The organism is Longimicrobiaceae bacterium, assembly GCA_036375715.1.
Classification (GTDB): domain Bacteria; phylum Gemmatimonadota; class Gemmatimonadetes; order Longimicrobiales; family Longimicrobiaceae; genus DASVBS01.
On sequence record DASVBS010000065.1, the window covers coordinates 278,311 to 298,664 of the forward strand.

The window sequence follows — 20,354 nt, forward strand, 5'->3', positions numbered from 1 at the left end:
CAGAGTGTCGTAAAGTCAACGTTCGCAGGAATTTCCGTATTCGATACCCATTGCCCCCGGGAGGAGAAACCTTCTTATTGCAAACGGCCGAGAAACGGTCGCCCGCGCAGTGTTGGGCCCCCCAGGAGTAGCTATGACCCCGTCCAAGCGGCGGCTGGCGGCAGTCTGGTTCGCTGACATCGTGGGGTATACCAGCCTTTCCTCGCGAGACGAGGAATCAGCGCTCGCGGTGGTCGATCTGTTCCAGCAGGTCTCCCGGCAGACGATCACCGGCCACGGCGGTCGCCTGGTTCATTTCATTGGCGATGCGGTGCTCGCGGATTTCGAGAGCACCGAGGTGGCTGTCCGCGCCGCGCTGGATCTGCAGGAGCAGTTCGCCGCGGCTTCGCAGGAGTTGGGCATTCCCAGCAGCCTGCGAATCGGCGTGCACGTGGGAGATGTGAACACGACCCCGACCGGGGACCTGTTCGGAGACGGCGTCAACACTGCTTCGCGACTGACGGAGCAGGTCGCGCAACCGGGCCAGGTGGTGGTGAGCCAGGATGTGTGGCGCCACCTCAAGCCGCGGACGGAATTCCACTTCTCCCCGGTAGGCCAACGTCACCTGCCCGGTATCTCCACCGACGTCTGGGTCTTCGAGGCTCGACGGCAGGTGGGAACCGCGACCATGCCAGCGGCAGCGGCGGCGCTGCCGGAACCACCGCTGGGAAGGCGGATTCGCGCGCTGCTGGCGAGCGTTGCCGTGTACGGGGCGCTGGCCTTCGTCGTTCTGGTGGTCGGAGGACGGATTCGGGAATCGCTCGGCCTTCCGGCCTGGACCCTCCCCGCTGCCATGTTCCTGCTCGCCGTCGGGCTGGTGGTGATCGCGGCCACCAGTTGGGTGCAGTCGCGCCCACCCTGGGAAAAGACGGTTCGCTCTCAGGAGCGCCCGTGGCAGCTCGGACTGCACGAGGTGGGCATTGACCTGGCACAGCGGCGGTTCCCCGAGCTGACCTGGCCGCGTGCCATCATGGGCGGGGTGTTCGCCTTCTCCCTGCTGGTGATAGCCGGGTGGTTCTACGTGCTGGCGACGAAGCGCCCGCCCGGGCTGCTGGCGCCGCGGCAAGCGTACGCGGCTCCCGGTCCTGGCCTTGCCGTCCTGCCCTTCGAAGTCGAGGGGGACGAGCAGGAGCTGTGGTCGGAAGGGATGGTCGACCTCCTGTCGATGACCATGGACGGGGCCGGAGGGCTGCGGGTAATCGACCCTCGCGTGGTCGTCAGTCGGTGGGACGATGCGGCGCTCGCTCCCGGACTCGCGTCGCGATTGGAGCTAGGGAGGCGCGCGGAAGCGAGCTTCGTAGTGACGGGAGCCGTGCAGGCCGCTGACGGGCAGGTGCGCATCAGCGCCAGCGTCTACGAGACAGCCGATGGAACCCAGCTCGGCCAGGCCGAGGTCGGTGGTCCCGTGGACAGCCTGCCGAACCTGGTCGACTACCTCAGCCGCCGCATCCTGGCGCTTGGCTTCGCGCCGGGTGGCGCCGTTTCACCATCTCGACGCCTGGGTGAGCTGTCCACCTCCTCTCCGGAGGCGCTGCAGGCATATCTAGCAGGGGAGCAGTACTTCCGGCGTTCGCGCTGGCACGAGGCCGAGCTGGAATTCCGTCGCGCAGTCGAAGCGGATCCGCGCTTCGCCCTCGCACTCTACCGCTTGTCGATGACGGAGGCGTGGAGCAGGGTTCCGCACCTTCCTCGCGCGAACGAGTGGGGGGAGCGGGCCGAGGAGTCGATCGGGGGACTCAGTGAGCGCGACTCTCTCCTGATCCTCGCGTATGCCGAACTGAGCCGCTCCTCCCGGAGCGCCCTGGCGACGCTGGAGGCCTTTACCCGGAGGTACCCTGACGACGTGGAGGGGTGGTTCCTCCTCGGTGACGCCGACTACCACCTCGACCGTTCCTCGCCGGAGGGCGAGCGTCGCTTCCGCCGCGCCTTCCGTGAGGCCATCCGCCTCGATCCGGGCTTCGGTCCGGCCTACCTACACCTCATCGACGACGCGGTCACCCGGGGCGACACGGCGGCGGCGAACGCCACACTGGCCGAGTTCCGACGGGCCGACCCGGGCAGCCCTCTGCTGACCGGCTTCGACTGGGCGTACGCGCTCTCGCGTTCCCGGGCGACCGAAGAACCCGAGCGAGAGGAACGCTCCGAGGCCGCGGCTTCCGCGGCTCCCTCCAGGCCCACCCCGGCGACGCAGACTCAGACAACGAGGGCGCCGGATCGAAGTCAGGTCGACTGGGCGGGTCGCATCGCGGCGGCGCGGGCCGCTGTCGAGCGCGAGAAGCGAGCGGCCTTCGAGGGGTCGCCGGAGGTGGCGGTGGGCCGGCGCTGGGAGGAGCGCGCTCTGCAGGCCGAGCGAGCGGAGCAGTGGCCGGACGTCATCGAGAGCCTGGCCCGTGCGGAAGAGGCGTACCGGAGGGCGCGGCCGGTGCCCGAACCTACCCGAACCGTCGCCGAGAGCGCCGCCGCCGATCCACCGCCCTCCGTGACCCCTCGCACCGAGGCCGAGGTCTCTCCCCCGCCCGAGGCGATCGCTGAACGGACGCTGAGCGCGGTCAAGCGGGCGATCGAAGGAGAGGACGTCGCATCGCTGCGCCGGATCTGGCCCGGTCTGTCCGCCGAAGGAGCCCGCAACTGGCAACGGCTGTTCGACCAGGCCGCGGAGCTTCGTGCCGACTACGTCTTGCAGGAGGCCCTCCTCGACTCCCCCCAGCAGCTCACCGTGCGCGTCCAGTGGACCTACGCCTACGAGAACACCGGAACGAGCCGCCACGCCTCCCATTCCAGCTCCCAGACGCTGACGCTCCGCAAGCAAGGCAACGACTGGGTCATCACGGCGAGCCACGAATAGGGGAGAATTACGAATTACGAATCACAATCACGAACGCTGCGGCGCCGCACGATCCTGGCCCGTCTGTCGTCCACAGTACCCGGGCCGTCCTGAGCGAAGCAAAGGATCACAACCGTGGGATCTTCGCTCCGCTCAGGTTGAAGAGTCAATTCAAAATTGAAAATTCAAAAGCTCAGAATTGAGGCCGGGTAATTCGTAATTCTTAATTTTTTGCGCTGCCAGCCTCACCGCGAGTATTCGAGGCCAAACGTCGGCACCAGCTGCGGCCTCAATCCTCCCTGGTTCAGGGGCACGAGCACGTTGGTGACGATCACCAGGCCGCCCTGCGTGCGGAACTTGAAGCCGAAGGAACCGTCGACGATGTGGTCGGGCATGTCGCGGATGTTGGTCGGCTCGACCCGGGCCGTGTACGCGCCGTCGATCTCCACCGGCTCGGGGAAGGTCACCGGATCATCACCCACCTTCATCATCGCCAGCACGTCCACCGCGAGGGTCGCCCAGGACGCCAGCCGGTGGTCAAAGCCAACCACAGTCTCGAACGCGTCCTGACTGAGGTCACCCTGCCGCAGCTGATACCCGAAGTTCAGGTGCGGCGAGAAGTCTCCGAACCCCCCGGAGGCGATCAGTAGCCCTCGCAGGTTGGTCTCTCCCGTACCCAGGAAATCGTCAGTCCTCCCGGTCGGCGCGCGGACCTCGCCCAGGACCGCCATGTCGAGCACGTCGCTGCTCAGGAAGTGGGCCTTGAGGCGCACGGCGAGGTCGCCCAATCCGGTGGCCTCGCCGCTCGAGCGGGAGCTGGCCTCGAGCACGGGGTCCTCCGGTGTGCCGGCGAAGAGGTGGAGCAGCTCCTCGCCCGTGGTGGGGATGATGCGCGCCTCGGAGCGACCATCGATCCCCAGGTGCACGACGGGGATGGCGAAGCTCAGGTCCACGCGGTTCGCGATACCGAGAGAGGCGTAGAAGGCGTAGATTTCGGCCGTGATGTCGAGATCCAACCCGAGCTCGATCAGATCGTGCTCGAACTGCGGTGTCCCGTATTGCGAGCAGTCTCCCGAGAAGATCACGTCGCAGTTGGGGAAGTTGGAATTCTCGTGGACGAAGGTCAGCTCCACGTCGCTGAGGTTGGTGCCACGGATCTGCCGGAAATCCACACGGGTGTAGTTCATCCCCACGTTGAAGCGGCCGCGACCCACCGTCTGCGCGCGTTCGCCGAAGATCGGACCGAAGCTGGTGGAAGTCGGGCTGGGCACCCCGCCGATGAAGACGAAGGTCTGGCTGGCGACGGTCGAGCTCAGGGGGAAGGCGGCGATGTTCGAGGCGATCGCGTTCTGGAAGAAGCCCAGCAGCGAGCCGTTCGCCTCCGATTCGGCGGGGATGAAATGGTTTCCGTGCACCTCCGTCGCCGGTACGCCCGCCGATCCGGAGAGGAACAGGGGGCTGGACCCCTCCGAGAAGATGAAGAGCCCGTCGAGCACCTCCCGCATGGTCTGGGCGGTGGCTTCCCGAGACAGGGCGAGGAGACCCACTGAGACCCACACCGCACGGACCGCCGCACGCTTCAGCGAACGCGGGATGGGGAACATAGGAAGTGGAGGCGGAAGGGGAGAGCGACTCGCCGCCCGAACGGGCGATCAGGCGAGGGGTGGATTGCCGCACAGCGCAAGTTAATGCGCCGCCGGAAGGCAACAAGGATTTCTTGATTTGTGTTGCCTGCCGGCGGCGGAATGCGAGACGTGATCACGACCCGCGGAGCAAGTTGAGGGGTCGGCGTCTGTCCGGCCTTCGCGCCACGTCCCAACCGCTCAGCGCTTGAGTTCGCTTGAGCATTTTCGGGCCGGGATGCCCCGTTGTCTATGGGGCGCCGCAAGTGCGCATTACCGAGCTGTTTCGCTGCCTATGGCTTGTCCCCGAGCAGCGTGACCGGCTTGCACCGCCTCGGCGGCGATGGTGGGAAGGTGCAGGTTACCCTCCTGGCGAATCTGGTCGAGGCGTATACCCGTGATCCGCCAACCCTCGCCGTACCTCCGCACCGGGATCGTGTAACGGCCCGCGGCTATCCACGTGCCGCCGGGGTCACCGTCCACATAGTGATAGCCGCGCACCTGCGTCTCGGCGACCGCCTCGCCCGGGCCGCTGGAGGTCACGACGATCGGACCCGTCAGGTGCTGCGTCGCAGCGAAGCCGGGCAGCAGTCCCTGCCAGCGCGCAATCAGCTCGTCCGCGCGGAGGCGCTCGGGGCTGCCGCCGAAGAGCGACGTGTAGTCGACGTGCAACTCGTCCGCGAAGGTCGCACGCGCTCCGGCCCAATCCAGGGCGTCGACGGCGAACAGCATGCGCGTGACGAGGTCTTGGATGACAATGGAGTCATTCACGGGTCTCTCCTCATGCCGATAGGTACTCTCCGAAGAGCTCGTGCGCGCGGGCCTGCGCCGCCACACCCACGAGATCCGGAGGGTCGTAGAAATCCAACTGGAAACACGCACCCGAGGACGATAATCGGGCTGCGCTCGGGGGATAAGGGAATGGTTATACTGGGATTGGGGCTACTGGGAGAAGACAAGGGGACAAGGGGACGAGGAGACAAGGAGAGACGAAAAAGGGCTGCCTATGCGATCGGGTGTCAGGGACGGACAGAGCGGCCGAGCCGCTTGGCGAGCCTTCGCTGCGCCTCGTAGCCGCGCCCCCCCATCACCTTGTCACCTTGTCACCTTGTCTCCTTGTCCCCTTGTCCCCTTGTCACCCGTGGGGATGGAGCAAGCGGCCGCTGATCAGGATGCCGCCGCCGCGATCTCCGGCTCCTGCTGGAGAAAGCGCTCCAGCCTCTCGCGCGTTCCGGTCCCCGGCGCCGGCACGTACACGATGAGACGCAGCGCCGCGAGCCGCTCGTCGGCGATGTCGAGCTGGGTGTAGTCGAACGTCAATCTGCCGGCTTCGGGGTGCTCGTAGACCTTTACGCCGTCCCGGGGAAGCTCCACGTCGTGGGCGCCCCAGAAGGCGGCGAACTCGGCGCTACGCTCCCGCAGCACGCGGATCAGCTCATTGAACCAGGGGTCATCCACGTTGCGCGCATGGGTGAGGCGCAGCTTGGCGACCATGCTCCGCGCGTGTGCCTCCCAGTCCACCAGCATCCGGCGCCACCGTGGATTTATGAAGCTCTGGTACAACGCGTTCCGCTCGATCCCCTGCAGCGGCTCCAGGTCACCCCAGATGATCGTGGCACAGCGGTTCCAGCTCAGGAGGTCCCAGCGCTCGCCGAGCACCCAGGCCGGACACGATTCCAACTCATCGAGCAGGCGCTGAAGCGGCGGACTGATGGTCGCGGGAGGGGATCCGCCGCTGCGCACGTCGTTCCGCTTGTAACCGGCGAGCGTGAGCAGGTGGTGGATCTCCCCAGGCTCGAGGCGCAGCGCGGCGGCGATCCGCTCCAACACGGTCTCGGACGGCCTGACGTCACGCGCCTGCTCCAGCCACGTGTACCACTCCGTGCTGACGCCGGCGAGCGCCGCCACCTCCTCCCGACGTAGACCGGGCGTCCGCCTACGCGAGCCGCGAGGCAGCCCAACCTGTTCGGGCTGAAGCCGGGCGCGGCGACTGCGCAGGAAGCTCGCGATCTCCCTCCGCCGATCTTCGCTTAGCTCTTGCATGGTCACCATCCTCGCCAAGAGGGGTAGCGTTGATACCAGGATACGGGATTCCTTATCCCAGGCTTCTGTTCAGGTTAGGGTGTGCGGAGCAGTGTTGCAACGGACGTCGGAAACCTGAACTGGATGGGTGACACATGGAAAGACGGAAGCTGGGAGCGTTGGGTCCCGAGGTATCGACGATCGGACTCGGGTGCATGGGGATGAGCACCTTCTACGGGCCGGCCGAGGACGCGCGCTCCATCGCCGTGATTCATCGCGCGCTGGAGCTGGGCATCGACTTCTTCGATACAGCCGACATGTACGGCTGGGGCGCGAACGAGGAGCTGGTGGGCCGCGCGCTGAAGGGGAAGTGGGACGGGGCCGTGATCGCGACCAAGTTCGGCAACGTGCGCACGCCGGATGGACGGACCGTGATCGACGGACGGCCGGAGTACGTGAAGCAGGCTTGCGAGGCGAGCCTCCGCCGACTCGGGGTGGAGACGATCGACCTCTATTACCAGCACCGGGTCGACCCCGAAACCCCGATCGAGGAGACGGTCGGCGCCATGGCCGAGCTCGTGCGCGAAGGCAAGGTCCGGTGGCTGGGTCTATCCGAGGCTGCTCCGGAGACGATCCGCCGTGCCCACGCAGTACACCCTATCACCGCGCTCCAGACCGAGTACTCGCTGTGGACGCGGGATCCCGAAGACGAGCTCCTGGAGTTGTGCGAGCAGTTGGGAATTGCCTTCGTCGCCTACAGCCCGCTGGGGCGCGGTTTCCTGACCGGCGCGATCCGCAGCATCGACGACCTGGCCCCGGACGACGCGCGGCGCCGCTTCCCGCGCTTCCAGGGCGAGAACTTCAAAAAGAACCTCGAGCTGGTCGATGCGGTTCGTGAGATGGCGCAGGAGAAGGGGTGCACGCCGGCCCAGCTCGCACTGGCCTGGGTGCTCGCCCGGGGGCGGCACATCGTTCCAATCCCCGGCACGCGCAGCCTCGAGCGCCTCGCGGAGAACGTCGCGGCAGTCGAGATCGACCTGACGCGGGAGGACCTGGACCGGCTCGATGCGGTCGCGCCAAAGGGGATCACTGCCGGGTTGCGCTACCCGGAAGCAAGCATGCACGCGTTGAACCGATAGCCGAGGGGAAATCGATCCATGTCCTCGGCAGTCGTGGGCTGGATTTGCCAGCTGGGAACCACCGTCGATCTCGAGAGGGCGAGGCTCCACCTCGCCCTCTCAGTTCATTTGGGCGCGGGCGACGTTCAGCTCTTCCACCAGCCCCACCAGGTTGTCCATCGAGCGTTGCAGGCTGCGCTCGATCTGTCGTCCTTTCAGCCACCTGAACGCCTCCGTGGCCGCCCGATTCCCTCCGACGAAGTACTCGATGGTGAGGCGCGTGCGTCGCGCGTCCAGTTCCTCCAGGACGTATCGGGTGACCCGTTTCCCTGAGCCGTCCGTTTCCGTGAAGCTGATCCGCTCGTCGTTGAAGTCGTAACTGTTGGAGTAGGTGACGATCTGCCCGTTGTCCAGCAGACAGCGACACCGCATGCCCACCCGCGGAAGGAGGTGATCGACTTCCTCGACCCGACGCACCCCGTCCAGCCACCGTGCGCGGTAGTTGAAGTCGCCGGTCGCGTGGAAGAGGGTGATGATGTCCGACTCGTACTCGCGCGTCAGTGAGGCCACGCGAACCTTGCCCGCTAGCTCCACCTGCGGCAGCGGCTCGAGACTCACCGCCTCCTTCAAGCGCGCGAGTTGGGCGTAGGCGAACGGCACCTTGCCGAGGCGTGTCTCCTGCTCGCCGGATAGCCACTCCATCCAGGGGGCCAGTCCCGATGGAGGCGTCTCGCGCAGGAGGTTCTGCGTCACCAGCCAGTACTCGTGGTCGCCGATGTCGTTCTTGAGTAGCTCGTGCGCAAGGATTACGTCTCGCCCGATGAGCTGGTTGAAGCTGCGAACGCTATAGCCGGTGAATTCGCCGTAGTGGGTGATCACCTTCAGCGTCAGGTCGGCGGCCGCGACGCAGGCGGCGCACTGGCAGTATCGTCGTGTGGCGTAGGCGGTCAGGTTCCTGTGGAATTCGCAGAACATTCGCTCCACCTGTGCATAGAGCTCTTCCAGCGTCGGCATCTCGCCGTAGCGATAGAAGAGAATCGCGTCGCCCTCGATCTCCGAGATCTCCAGCCCGATGCCGTTGGCGCCAATGATCGTCTCCAGCAGCTCCTGGATGATCCGCTGGCTGTGATCGACCTCGGTCTGGTTGATGAAGCTGGTGTAGCCGCTGATATCCGGGATGAAGAGCAAACCCTTCATAGCGGGAGCGTTGGTGCGAGGGCCCGAGGGGGAATTACGAATTACAAATTACGAATTACGAATTCTGAATTTTGAATTTGGCGCCGGCGAGGCGATTACGAGACGAGAACGGCGGAACGGCAGAGCCGCTATCGTGTGACACCCGTAATTCGTAATTCGTAGTTCAAAATCCAAGATTCAAAATTAATAATATTCTTCAGCGCCCCATCCAGGCGGGTGGATCGCTGGCGGGGAAGGTGTCGTCCAGGGCGTCGTCGATGGGGTCCGGGTAGTCGCGCGGCTGTTGCGGGTCCCAGCGCTGTTCGCGGGCGACGGAGCCGGCCTGCTCGGTTCTCCGGCCCGCGGGCTCGGTCGGTGTGACGCTCGGCGCTTCCCGTGGTGCAGCGCCTTCCCTGTTGCCCTTACTCATGGCGTTTCGATCCCCCAAGTTAGCGTTTCTGGGCGGCCCTCGCGGCGGACTGCCGACGCTCGCAGTTTCAGGCGAGCGGGCGCCCCCTGCTCCTCCAGGCCGCAGCTTCGACCTCCTCGCGCCTCGTCGCTCCTACCATCCTGCGCATGCCAGAGGTGGGAGCGAATGTCGTGCCCCGATTCGAACAGGATGCATTTCGCTCCGCCACTTGCGGACCTATTAAGCGTGGATAACGCGGGCCGTAGCCATAATTCGTAATTCGCAGCCCGTAATAGCCCGTAATTCGTAATTCATAATTCGTAATTCGCGTTTCGCGATTCCCAGCTTTTCCGCGATGGCTCCCGGCCCCGATTCCTTATGACCCTCCTCTATCTCCTCAACCTGTTCGGCGTTGCAGTCTTCGCCGTCAGCGGCGCGCTGGCCGCGGGGCGGAAGAGACTCGACCTGATGGGCGTACTGGTGATCGCGGTGGTGACCGCCATCGGGGGTGGGACGCTGCGTGATCTGCTGCTCGACCGGCATCCGATCTTCTGGTTCCGGGAGATGGAGAACCTTGTGGTGATCGTGTTGGCCGCACTGCTCACCCCGGTATACGTCCGTTTCCGCCGCGCTCCGGAGCGAGCCCTGCTGATCGCGGACGCTCTCGGACTGGCTGTCTTCACCATCAGCGGGACCCAGTTGGCGTGGACAGCGGGCCTTCCGGGAGCGATCGCGGTGATGATGGGCGTAATCACGGGCGTCGCGGGAGGGATGATGAGAGATGTGCTCACCACTGAGATCCCCCTCATCCTGCGCCGCGAGCACCTGTACGCCACCGCTGCCATCGTGGGCGGAAGTCTCTTCCTGCTGCTGGACATCGCAGGAGTGCCCGGGTCACTTTCGACCCTCCTCGGCATCCTCACCGTGTTCCTGGTGAGGCTTGGCTCGATCCTCTGGAGCATCCATCTGCCGGCCTTCGTCCTGCCACCGGACGCGAACGATTGAGCCAGGTCGGATGCCATCGCCTTCCGTCGCGGTTGCGGATCCGAGCTCGCCCGGAGAGAACGGCTGCGCTCCGCGCTCCTCCTGCCATCAAGCCGAGCCATAAAGCGCGGTCGACGCCCAGCGAGTGCATCGGCAATGAGGCACCAGGACGTGTCCGAAAAGAGCGGCCTCGGTCGTTCACGAGGAGTCGCGCCCGGCCGTGGCTCGGGCGGAAAGGTGTTCCCTCGCTCCCCCTCTCGCTTATGACGCGTCTTGTGCGCAACGTCGCGATCGCGCTGGCCGGCCTGGTGGGAGTCCTTCTGCTGGCAGCGCTGGTGCTCTACTTCGTCGGTACCGCGAAGCTCAACCGCACTTATGAGGTGGTAACCGCGGAGCTGGAGGTGCCGTCAGATCCGGCGGCCACCGAGCGAGGGGCCCACCTTGCCCGCATCCACGGCTGCACGGATTGCCACGGTCCCGGGTTCGAAGGGAGGGTCATGGTCGATGCACCTCCCTTTCGGGTGGTGGCGTCGAACCTGACCACCGGAGAGGGAGGCGTAGGGGACGAGTACGACGCACGGGCGCTGGATGCCGCCATCCGTCACGGGGTCGGCTACGACGGGAGGGCGCTGAGCATCATGCCCGCAGCGGGATTCCACCATCTCAGCGACGCTGACGCCGCGGCATTGATTGCCCACATTCAGCAGCTCCCTCCGGTCGACAACGTGCTGCCCGAAACCGAGTACAAGCCGCTCGGGCGGGTCCTGGCGGCCTTCGCCCTGGACGTGGACGCCGAGGTCAGGCCGGGGCCCGCCCGATCCACCGCGCCCCCGGCCGGCCCTACCGCGGAGTACGGCGCCTATCTCACCTCCATCACCTGTGCGTACTGCCATGGACCGGAGCTGGAGGGGGCGGACTCCCCGGTCCCGGGCTCCCCGCCCGCACCAGCGCTGGCCGCGGCGGGTCGCTGGTCGCTCGCCGACTTCGAACGGGCGCTACGCACCGGCGTGACGCCGGACGGGCGAACGCTGAACCCGGAATACATGCCCTGGACCTTCACCGCCCGGATGACCGACGAGGAGATCGCGGCGCTGCACGCTTACCTCGCGACGCTCAGTCCGGCGGAGTAGCAGCAACTCGCCGGATCGCGCCGAGCGGGCTGCCCGTACGGTCGCACCGACCCGTACGGGCAGCCCACTCGACCTCAGAAGCGTCTCAGAGATCTCGCCTCACCACCCCGGATTCTGACCGAGGTTGGGATTGAGCCTCAAATCGGCCTCGGAGATCGGATAGAGGTAGTTCTTTTCCTCCCATCGCCGGGGGATGTCCCGCATCCACACCAGCTCCCCCGACGAACCCTCCGAGAGCACGCGCGGATCGGCGCTCACGTCCAGGTAGAAGACGCCCGAGATCCGGTCCGCCGGCGGATTGTCCAGGTAGAAGTAGACGTCGGGCTTTCCATCCTCGTTCAGGTCCAGATACTGGTCCACAGACGGAACATAGAAGCCGCGCCACTCCATCTCCATCAGCTCGCCCGCCTTCCAGCGCAGCAGGTCGTGGAAGCGAAGCCCTTCCAGCGCCAGCTCGATGCCCCGCTCCCGCCGCACCTCCAGGATTACCGGATCACTGACGTCCGGGTAATAGACGCGCTGGAGGTACGGATCGACCCGGGTCGGGAGCTCGGTCAGGCCGCCGGTGATCCCGGCCCGGGCGCGCAGCGCCCCGATAGTCTGCGCCCAGTCGGCGGCGGTGAGCGTCCCCAGCTCCGCCTTGGCCTCGGCGTAGTTCAGCAGCACCTCGGCGTAGCGGAAGATGGGTACGTCGTTGGTGTTGTTCGCCCCTCCGTCCACGCCGATGTCATCCACCGTCCACTTGATCGGCTGATACCCGGTCAGCGTCTGGGAGAAGAGGGGTGGCGACGGCACCTCGACCCCCGCGTTTACCCGCGTGAAGTCGCCCATGCGGATGGTCTGCTGGAGCCGCTTGTCCCGACCCTTGACCTCTTCCATGAAGGTCATGGTCTCGTAGCCCGGGCGATCGGTGAAGGGCGTGCCGTCGATGTTCAGGTAAGTGTTGATGAAGGGGCGGATGAGGCTGAGCCCCACGCCGTAGGTGCCGCTGGTGTAGAGCCAGTTTGCGTCGTGCCTGACCCCCAGGTCCACGTCGTGGACATAGACCAGCATCACCTCTGAGGGGGGAGCTGTCTCGCTGCTGAACAGCGCGCGGTAGGACCCCTCGGTCCCGTCGCCGGTGTAGAGACTGTAGTTCCCTCGCTCCATGACCTGGCGCGCTGCGTCGGCCGCCTGCTCCAGCCAGAAGTCGGCCGTGCCTTCCAGGCCGGCGGCAAGGCCTCCGGCGTGATACTTCCTGAACGTTCCCTCGAACAGTGCGATGCGGGACTTCAGCGCCAGCGCCACGTCCTTGGTGATCCGCGTGCGGGACTCGTCGATTTCGGTCGCGATGTTCGCGATGGCGTAGTCGAGGTCCTCGAGCACATGGTTCATCACGACGTCGCGCGAGTCGCGCGGCGCAAACAGCTGCTCGTCGTCGACCTCCAAGGGCCGGTCGATCCACGGGACGTCACCGTACTGCCTGACCTTGTCGAAGTAGAACCAGGCACGGTAGAAGCGCGCGAGGCCGTTGTAGTGGTTGCGCACCTCCTCGGGGACGCCGGGGCCCTGGTTGTTGACCAGGAAGTAGTTGATGTTGCGCAAAGCACTCCACGACCAGGAGCCCGCGGTGGTGGGAGTGTATGCGCCGGGGCGGATGAAGTCCGGTACGTTGCGCCGGGCCGCGTAGTCTGACATGGCGTCGCCGTGGACGATTTCGCCCACCGACGGGAGCACCTCGCTGAAGGAAGTCGAGTACAGCTCCAGCCCTGCTTCGTTGCCGAAGACAGACCGGGCATCGGTCGAGGAGACCGGATCCTGCTCCAGGTCACAGCCGACTGCGAGCAAGCAGAAGCACGCAATGGCCGCGGATCGGAATCTGATCATGTTGACCGTGGCCATCAGAAGGTGAGGGAGATGCCGGTGACGAAGGTCTTCATCATCGGGTAGTTGTAGCCGTCGCCGCTGGTCCCGCTGGTCAGGATGCGGTCGGACTGGTTGGTGATGTTCTCTACGTCCACGTTGTCCGCGGTTTTGTAGAGCGGCGAGTAGGTCCAGAGGTTCTCCGCCGAGACGTAAATCCTCCCGTTACGCAGACCGAAGGGCGCCACCACCCGCTCGGGGAGATCGTAGCCGAGCTGAATGTTCTTGAGCCGCACGTACGCCGCGTTCATCACATACTTCGTCTGTTTGGCGTTGAGCATGCGCTGCTCGTTGCCCTGGGCGAGCCGCGAGGTGTAGCGGGGGAAGAAGGAATTGGGGTGCTCCGGCGACCAGATGATCCCCGGTTTCAGGTGCCACTTGGGGATGTCACCGTAGGGCCGGGCGTACTGGCCCCAGAACTGATTGGCCTCGTTGGATGGGTACCAGTCCTTCTTGGCGACCCCCTGGAAGAAGGTGGAGAGGGTGAAACCGTTCCATCCCCCGTTCAGATTGAGACCGAAGCTGTAGCGGGGGCTCGAGTTGCCGATGATGATCCGGTCGCCGGGGTTGTCGACGGTATTGTCGCCCGGGTTCACCACCCCATCACCGTTGAGGTCCTTGAGCTTGATGGTCCCCGGCAACACCTCCCGCGACTCGGTGCTCTGGAAGTAGCTCTGGTCGGCGTGGTTGGCGATGTCCTCCTCATCGACGAAGAAGCCCTCGGTTACGTACCCCCAGATCTCTCCGATCGTCATCCCCTCGTAGTAGTCGCTCAACACCCGGTTGGGGTTGTTGTATTTGAGGATCTTTGCCTTGTAGTCGGAGAGGTTGAAGCGGATCCCGTAATGCGCCGGCCGCCGAGCGAAGTCGAAGTCGTCCTGCCAGCCAAGCGAAAACTCCCAACCGGTGGTGCGCAGATCGGCGTAGTTGCCACGCGGCGGGGAGGCTCCAAAGACCGCGGGCGGGGTGACCGCGATCGTGTACATGTCCGTGGTCTCACGAACATACACGTCGCCGCTGAAGTTCAGCCGCTGCCCGAACATGTCCAGGTCGAGCCCGAGGTCCTTCGTGGTGACCGTTTCCCAGGTCAGACCCGCGGGGAGGACGGCCGGGGCGCGGGTCTGCAGCGGACGGACCCCGTCCACGATTCGCCCTGAGAGGTTGATATTGAAGAGCTCCTGGAAAGTGTAGGGCGGGATGTTCCCGTTCCCCATCGATCCGTAAGAGGCTCGGATGCGCAGGTCGGAGACGAGGTCCGAGGAGACCTTCCAGAAGGGTTCCTGCGACAGTCGCCATGCCGCCGACACCGAGGGGAAGAAGGCATAGCGCTCGTGCGCGGGGAACTTCGAGGAACCGTCGTAGCGGCCGGTGAACTCGAGCAGGTAGCGGTCGTCGAAGGTGTAGTTGAGCCGCGTGAAGCCGCCCAGGATGTTCCATTTCGCGTAGCCTCCCTCGATCACCATCGCCTGACCCAGAGCCAGGTTCAGATCGGAGGCGTCGTCGAAGATCAGGCCGTTGCGCTGCGCCGTCAGGCTCTCGGAGGTGCTCTCCTCGTAGTTCACGCCGACCATCGCCCGGATCGCGTGCCGGTCGCCGAGGGTCGTCTCGTATGAACCGTAGAGGTTTGTGGCGATGTAGTTCCGCTGGTCGTTCGTCTCCCGCAGGTCGTTGTACTGCAGCCCTACGTACTCGATCGATCCCGGCGCGCGGCTATAAGGAACCGGCACGCGCCGCCTGCGCTCGTCATCGATCGTGCGCTGGAAGGAGAAATCCGCGGTGAGCTCCAGGCGATCGTCGAAGAAGCCGCCGGTCAGCTCGGTGGTGTTGCGGAAGACCGAGCGATCGAAGTCGATCCCGTTGCGGCCGTAGTAGAAGTCGCCGACGGTGTAGGCGGCCGAGTGCGACAGCGTGCCGTCGGGGTTCAGCAACGGCGCCATCGGGTGGCCCTCGTCGGCGATGTTTCGCCAGATGCCACCGCCCTCGCCGACGTTGAGAGGGTTGTGGTATTTGCGATTCGAGTAGTCGAAGTTGCTGCTGAGAGAGAGCCAATCGGTCAGCCGTATCGTCCCGTTGGCGCGCAGGTTGGCGATCCGATAGTCGTCGGAGTTGTAACGGAAGAGGCCAGCCTGATCGAGGTAGCGGCCGGAGACCATGAAGTCAGCGGTCTCCGAGCTACGAGAGACGGACACCGTGTGCTCCATGGAAGGCGTGCGATCCTTGTAGAGCAGGTCGTACCAGTCCGTGCTGTAGTAGTAGACGTACTGGCCGTCGGGGCCGACCTCCACGCGCGGGAGCGAGGGATCCTTCGACCTGCGCTCGAGCTCGGCCAGGTACTCGAGCGAGAAGGGAAGCGTCTTGTTCACGTTCTGGGCGACGGTGCCGCTCCAGTTCGTGAACGCCTCGTTGAACATCTTCGCCCAGGTGTAGCCGTCGGTGACGAAATTCGGGCGCACCACAGGCTCACGGACGCCATAGCTGCTGCTGACGTTCACCGTCAGCTGGCCGCCGCGCGGACGTTTGGTGGTGATGAGTAGCACGCCGAAGGCGCCCCGCGCCCCGTACACCGCGGCCGAGGAAGCGTCCTTCAGCACGGTGATCGACTCGATGTCGTTGGGGTTCAGCATGCTCGGATCGCCCTCGACGCCGTCGATCAGCACGAGCGCGTTCCCGCCCTGTCCGATCGAGGTGGTGCCCCGAATGTTGATGGCCGGAGCCTGGATCGGCTTCCCGTCCTGCATGTTTATGTTGACGTTGGGAAGCATCCCCTGCAGTCCCTGCGTGAGGTTCGGGACCGGACGATTGGAAAGCACCTCGCCGCTCACCTGATCCACGGCGCCGGTGAGATTGCGGCGCTCCGTGGTGCCGTATCCGACCACCACCAGCTCGTCGAGCGCCAACGCGGCCTCCGCCAAGGTGAGGGTGGTGTTGGTGGTCTGACCGGCGGTCACGGTGACTTCGACCTGGCCGGCCACGTAGCCGATCCTCTGCGCCGAGAGGGTGTGCGTCCCGGCGGGAACGCCTTCGAGGACGAACCGTCCTGACTCGTCGGAGATGGTGCGGAGATTCGTTCCCTGGACGAGAACCTCCGCCGCGGCCACCGGCTCCGCGGTTGTCGCGTTGGCGACCGTTCCGACCACCCGGCCCGTGCCAGGGGTCTGTCGGGCTTGGAGTTGGGCGGGGAGGAGGACGGCAATGCCGAGGAATAGGGTGCTGAGTATTCGCATGGAATCTCCAAGGATTTGCGAAAGCGACCGTGAAATGGAATGACTTGGGGATGGGGACCGCGGAGGGCGGACTTCGACCGGTAGGCCGACGGTGCGGCCGTCCGGGCCCCTGCGCCCGGGGAGGGAGGATAACCAGCGGTCGTTCACCTTCCGTCTGCGGAGGTGTCACGAAGACGTAACGTCGCCAGGGGGCAGATGCCGGTCAGACCGTGATGGGTGGGCAGTAGCGAGTATGCGCATTAGAGACGAAGTTCGCTAGAGCGACGAGGGGCGACCGGAAGTGTGAGGGCGGGGGGAGGGGGAGCGGGGAATTTTGAATTTTTGAATTGGGCGTCGTAGGGATGTGATTACGGATTACGACTACGAATTACGAATTACGGATTGCGGGTTACGACAGGTGCGGCACGGTGTCGCTACGGCCTTTTGCAGGGTATCAGCCCGGAGGGGTGGCCCCTGTGGCGCCCGCACGGCAATGCTGCGGATCGCGGGCCCGGGCATCCTCAATTCTTCTTGCGGGCGCACACGGGCCCCAGGGGGCGCCTACAGGTCTATTCCCGCAGAATGGCCCCGATGACGGGCATCAGGTGCTACGCCCCTTGCCCTTCCCTGGCGGGACCTGACATCGTGAGGCGCGCGGGATCTTTCGGCGGCGCGGCGGTTGGGAGGGTACGCGGCGCCTGACTCGACCATCGAACGAGAGCGCATGACAACTCGGCAGGAGGGTGGAACCAACGCAGCGCAGCTCGAACCGCGGCGCGTGCTGGTCACCGGGGGTGCCGGCTTCATCGGCAGCGCCCTTGCCTGGGAGCTCAACCGGCGGGGGTGTGAGCGGCTGGTGATCGTGGACCGGCTGGGGGAGAGCGACAAGTGGCGGAACCTGGCTCCGCTGCGCTTCGAGGACTACCTGGAGGCGGAGGACCTCTTCAGCCGGCTGGAGGCGGGTGCGCTAGGCGATTTCGACCTGGTCCTGCACATGGGGGCGTGCTCGGCCACCACCGAGCGGGACGCCACCTATCTGATCCGGAACAACTACGAGTTCACCCGCAGGCTGGGCGAATGGGCGTTGGCGCGCAGCGCGCGGTTCGTGTACGCCTCCTCCGCCGCCACCTATGGTGCGGGAGAGAACGGGATGAGCGACCGCGTGGATTCCCCCGAGGCGCTGCAGCGACTCCGGCCGCTGAACGCCTACGGCTACTCGAAGCACCTGTACGACCTCTATGCCTACCGCCACGGGCTGCTGGACCGGATCGTGGGGCTCAAGTTCTTCAACGTCTTCGGGCCCAACGAGGACCACAAAGGCGACATGCGCAGCGTGGTCCGCAAGGCGTACGAGCAGATTCGCGATCGCGGCTTCGTGCAGCTCTTCCGCAGCTACCGCCCCGAATACGAAGACGGCAAGCAGGAGCGCGACTTCCTCTACGTGAAGGATGCCGTGCGGATGGTGCTGCACCTGGCGCTCCGGGAGGACGCCGCCGGCCTCTTCAATCTGGGCTCCGGGCGCACGCACACCTGGCTCGACCTCACGGGGGCCGTCTTCCGCGCGCTCGGCCTGGAGCCGCAAATCGAGTTCATCGACATGCCCGAGGCGCTTCGCGCCCGCTACCAGTACTATACCTGCGCCGACCTCGGTCGCCTGCGCGAGGCGGGTTATGCCGAGGAACCTACCCCGCTGGTCGAGGCGGTGGACGACTATGTGAACGTCTATCTCGAGCACGACCGACGGCTCGGTGATGAGCCTACGGCACCCCCCGCCCACGAATGAAACGCAGAGGTCATAGAGGATCACACGGAGGACACGGAGGCCCCTCCCCTCCCTTTCCCCTCCCTTCCCCAACTGCCGCATCCCATTAAGGACTCGGGTTAACGTAGAGGTTGTTGGATGGTTTAGAGACCCCTGAATGGGTTCGGAACGCTACGGCCTCCTCCGTGTCCTCTGCGCCAACCTCAGCGCCCTCCGTGGTTCCCTTCCCTCTCCTCATCGCCCCAGTCTTCGAGATCGTCGATCCGGCACTTCCTCGTTCGTTGATAGAGTGAGAGACTTCATCGAGCGGTCATCCACCTGCGCCGAGCGACTTCTGTGAGCCAGGCAATCGAGACGATCCCGGATGCACCGGAGGGGCAGCGCGCCAGCCGGAAGGAGTGGATCGGGTTGGCGGTCATCGCGCTGCCCTGCCTGCTCTACTCGATGGATCTGACCGTCCTGCATCTCGCCGTGCCGGAGCTGACGGTGGATCTGCAGCCGAGCGCGGCGCAGCTGCTGTGGATCATCGACATCTACGGCTTCATGGTGGCAGGATCGCTGATCGCGGCCGGCACCCTTGGAGACCGGATCGGCCGGCGCCGACTGCTGCTGATGGGCGCGGCGCTCTTCGCCGCCACCTCGGTGCTCGCCGCCTTCTCGACCAGCGCCGAGATGCTGATCGTGTCGCGCGCTCTGCTGGGGCTGTCGGGAGCGACGGTCGCGCCGTCGACCCTCTCGCTGATCCGCAACATGTTCCAGGATCCACGGCAGCGTACCACCGCCATCAGCGTGTGGGTCATGAGCTTCTCCCTGGGCGGACTGATCGGCCCGCTGGTGGGCGGCGTGCTGCTGGAGTGGTTCTGGTGGGGGTCGGTGTTCCTGCTCGCGGTGCCCGTGATGCTGGTGCTCCTCCTGACGGGCCCGGTGTTGTTGCCAGAATACCGCGACCCGCAGGCCGGACGGCCGGATTTCGTGAGTTCGCTGCTCTCGCTGGCCGCCGTGCTCTGCCTGATCTACGGGCTCAAGAGCATTGCGCAGGATGGACTCGGTGGTGCGGCCCTCCTCACCATCGGCGCGGGCTGCACGATCGGCTACCTGTTCGTACGGCGGCAGCTCCGGCTAGAGGATCCCCTCATCGACCTGGAGCTCTTCAGGCGGCCGGCCTTCAGCGCCTCCATCGCGACCTACGGGCTGACGATCCTGGTGGTGTTCGGGGGCTTCCTGTGGATCCCGCAATACCTCCAGCTGGTGCGGGGTCTCTCGCCATTCGACGCGGGGCTGTGGACGCTGCCCTGGATGGGGGCCTTCGTCCTCGGCTCGATGCTGACGCCGCCCCTGTCCAGGCGCTTCAAGCACTCCCACCTGATGGCGGTGGGGATGGTGATCTCGGCCTCTGGCTTCCTGCTGCTCAGCGCCCTCGGGCCCGACACGAGCCTGATCTTCTTCGCGATTGCCTGCTCCGTGATGTCCTTCGGGTCGGCCCCCGTCGTGACCCTCACGACCGACCTCGTCATCGGCTCGGCGCCGGTCGAGCGCGCCGGCGCGGCCTCCGCCATCTCGGAGACCAGCGCCGAGTTCGGCGGAGCAATGGGAATCGCGCTCTTCGGCAGCCTCGGCGTGGCTGTCTACCGTCGTGCGGTCGAGAGCGCGATTCCGAGCAGCCTGTCGAGCGAGGCGGCAGAGGCGGCAAGAGGCACACTTGGCGGCGCGCTGGCCGCGACCTCCGAGCTACCCGAAGCGCTCGGACGATCGCTCTCCCTCGCGGCCACCGAGGCCTTCGTGGACGGGCTACGGATCTGCGCGGTGATGAGCGCGGCTGGTACGCTCTTCCTGGCGATCTTCGTGGCGGTCGCGCTGCGCCGCACTAACGTGACAGGGTGACGGGGTGACAGGGTGACAAGGTGAACGGGCTGGACAAGGGGACAAGTGAGGAGGGACGGGTGAGGGGGTGGCGGGTGAGGGGGTGAGCGACAATCCGTGGTACAGACCGGCCACATAGGTAACAGTTTAAACCGGGCACACAGGTAACACACAGCGCAAACTAGAGCCCCCCGAACTTGGAGGTGCTCGATGCCCTGGAGTGAGACCTGCCCGATGGAAGAGCGAGCGCGGTTTGTACTCGAGGCTCTCGAGGGCTGGACCTCGATGAGCGAGATCTGCCAG

Annotated in this window: 13 protein-coding genes; 6 read left to right on the forward strand and 7 right to left on the reverse strand. The window is 65.5% G+C overall.

Annotated elements, in window-relative coordinates; genetic code table 11:
• Nucleotides 1–133: 133 nt before the first annotated feature.
• A complete protein-coding gene (locus VF167_14620; protein ID HEX6926653.1) occupies nucleotides 134–2,884 on the forward strand; it encodes an adenylate/guanylate cyclase domain-containing protein in 2,751 nt (916 codons plus the stop codon).
• 224 nt (nucleotides 2,885–3,108) lie between these two features.
• On the opposite strand, the gene VF167_14625 is transcribed toward VF167_14620, so the two are convergent.
• The 3 genes from VF167_14625 to VF167_14635 all read right to left on the reverse strand — a co-directional run bounded on the left by VF167_14625 (nucleotide 3,109) and on the right by VF167_14635 (nucleotide 6,528).
• Nucleotides 3,109–4,467 carry a transporter gene (locus VF167_14625; protein HEX6926654.1) on the reverse strand — a complete coding sequence of 453 codons (1,359 nt, stop codon included), beginning with the start codon at nucleotides 4,465–4,467 and terminating at the stop codon, nucleotides 3,109–3,111.
• Nucleotides 4,468–4,758: 291 nt separating this feature from the next.
• Nucleotides 4,759–5,256, reverse strand: a complete 498-nt coding sequence (locus VF167_14630) for a nuclear transport factor 2 family protein (protein HEX6926655.1) — start codon at nucleotides 5,254–5,256, stop codon at nucleotides 4,759–4,761.
• 396 nt (nucleotides 5,257–5,652) lie between these two features.
• On the reverse strand, nucleotides 5,653–6,528 hold the full coding sequence (locus tag VF167_14635; protein ID HEX6926656.1) for a helix-turn-helix transcriptional regulator: 876 nt from the start codon (nucleotides 6,526–6,528) through the stop codon (nucleotides 5,653–5,655).
• A 134-nt stretch (nucleotides 6,529–6,662) separates the two neighbouring features.
• On the opposite strand from VF167_14635, the gene VF167_14640 reads away from it, so the two are divergent.
• Nucleotides 6,663–7,646 (forward strand): aldo/keto reductase, encoded by a 984-nt coding sequence (locus VF167_14640; protein HEX6926657.1) that lies wholly within the window; start codon nucleotides 6,663–6,665, stop codon nucleotides 7,644–7,646.
• A gap of 99 nt (nucleotides 7,647–7,745) precedes the next feature.
• Here the strand turns inward: VF167_14640 and VF167_14645 are convergent, their stop codons facing one another.
• On the reverse strand, nucleotides 7,746–8,822 hold the full coding sequence (locus VF167_14645) for a DUF2652 domain-containing protein (GenBank protein HEX6926658.1): 1,077 nt from the start codon (nucleotides 8,820–8,822) through the stop codon (nucleotides 7,746–7,748).
• A 196-nt stretch (nucleotides 8,823–9,018) separates the two neighbouring features.
• Nucleotides 9,019–9,231, reverse strand: a complete 213-nt coding sequence (locus tag VF167_14650; protein HEX6926659.1) for a hypothetical protein — start codon at nucleotides 9,229–9,231, stop codon at nucleotides 9,019–9,021.
• A gap of 357 nt (nucleotides 9,232–9,588) precedes the next feature.
• On the opposite strand from VF167_14650, the gene VF167_14655 reads away from it, so the two are divergent.
• Nucleotides 9,589–10,215, forward strand: a complete 627-nt coding sequence (locus tag VF167_14655) for a trimeric intracellular cation channel family protein (protein ID HEX6926660.1) — start codon at nucleotides 9,589–9,591, stop codon at nucleotides 10,213–10,215.
• A gap of 242 nt (nucleotides 10,216–10,457) precedes the next feature.
• Nucleotides 10,458–11,324 carry a c-type cytochrome gene (locus VF167_14660; protein HEX6926661.1) on the forward strand — a complete coding sequence of 289 codons (867 nt, stop codon included), beginning with the start codon at nucleotides 10,458–10,460 and terminating at the stop codon, nucleotides 11,322–11,324.
• Nucleotides 11,325–11,423: 99 nt separating this feature from the next.
• On the opposite strand, the gene VF167_14665 is transcribed toward VF167_14660, so the two are convergent.
• Together VF167_14665 and VF167_14670 are read right to left on the reverse strand one after the other, a co-directional pair.
• Nucleotides 11,424–13,190: a RagB/SusD family nutrient uptake outer membrane protein gene (locus tag VF167_14665; GenBank protein ID HEX6926662.1), complete on the reverse strand. Its 1,767-nt coding sequence runs from the start codon at nucleotides 13,188–13,190 to the stop codon at nucleotides 11,424–11,426.
• A gap of 14 nt (nucleotides 13,191–13,204) precedes the next feature.
• The gene (locus VF167_14670; GenBank protein HEX6926663.1) at nucleotides 13,205–16,450 is read right to left on the reverse strand and encodes a TonB-dependent receptor; all 3,246 of its coding nucleotides are present in this window, start codon (nucleotides 16,448–16,450) and stop codon (nucleotides 13,205–13,207) included.
• Nucleotides 16,451–17,153: 703 nt separating this feature from the next.
• Here VF167_14670 and rfaD point away from each other — a divergent pair.
• Entirely contained in the window at nucleotides 17,154–18,212 is a 1,059-nt protein-coding gene (rfaD, locus tag VF167_14675; GenBank protein ID HEX6926664.1) for an ADP-glyceromanno-heptose 6-epimerase, read from the forward strand.
• Between the two features lie 315 nt (nucleotides 18,213–18,527).
• The gene (locus tag VF167_14680; GenBank protein ID HEX6926665.1) at nucleotides 18,528–20,072 is read left to right on the forward strand and encodes an MFS transporter; all 1,545 of its coding nucleotides are present in this window, start codon (nucleotides 18,528–18,530) and stop codon (nucleotides 20,070–20,072) included.
• The last annotated feature ends 282 nt before the right edge of the window (nucleotides 20,073–20,354 follow it).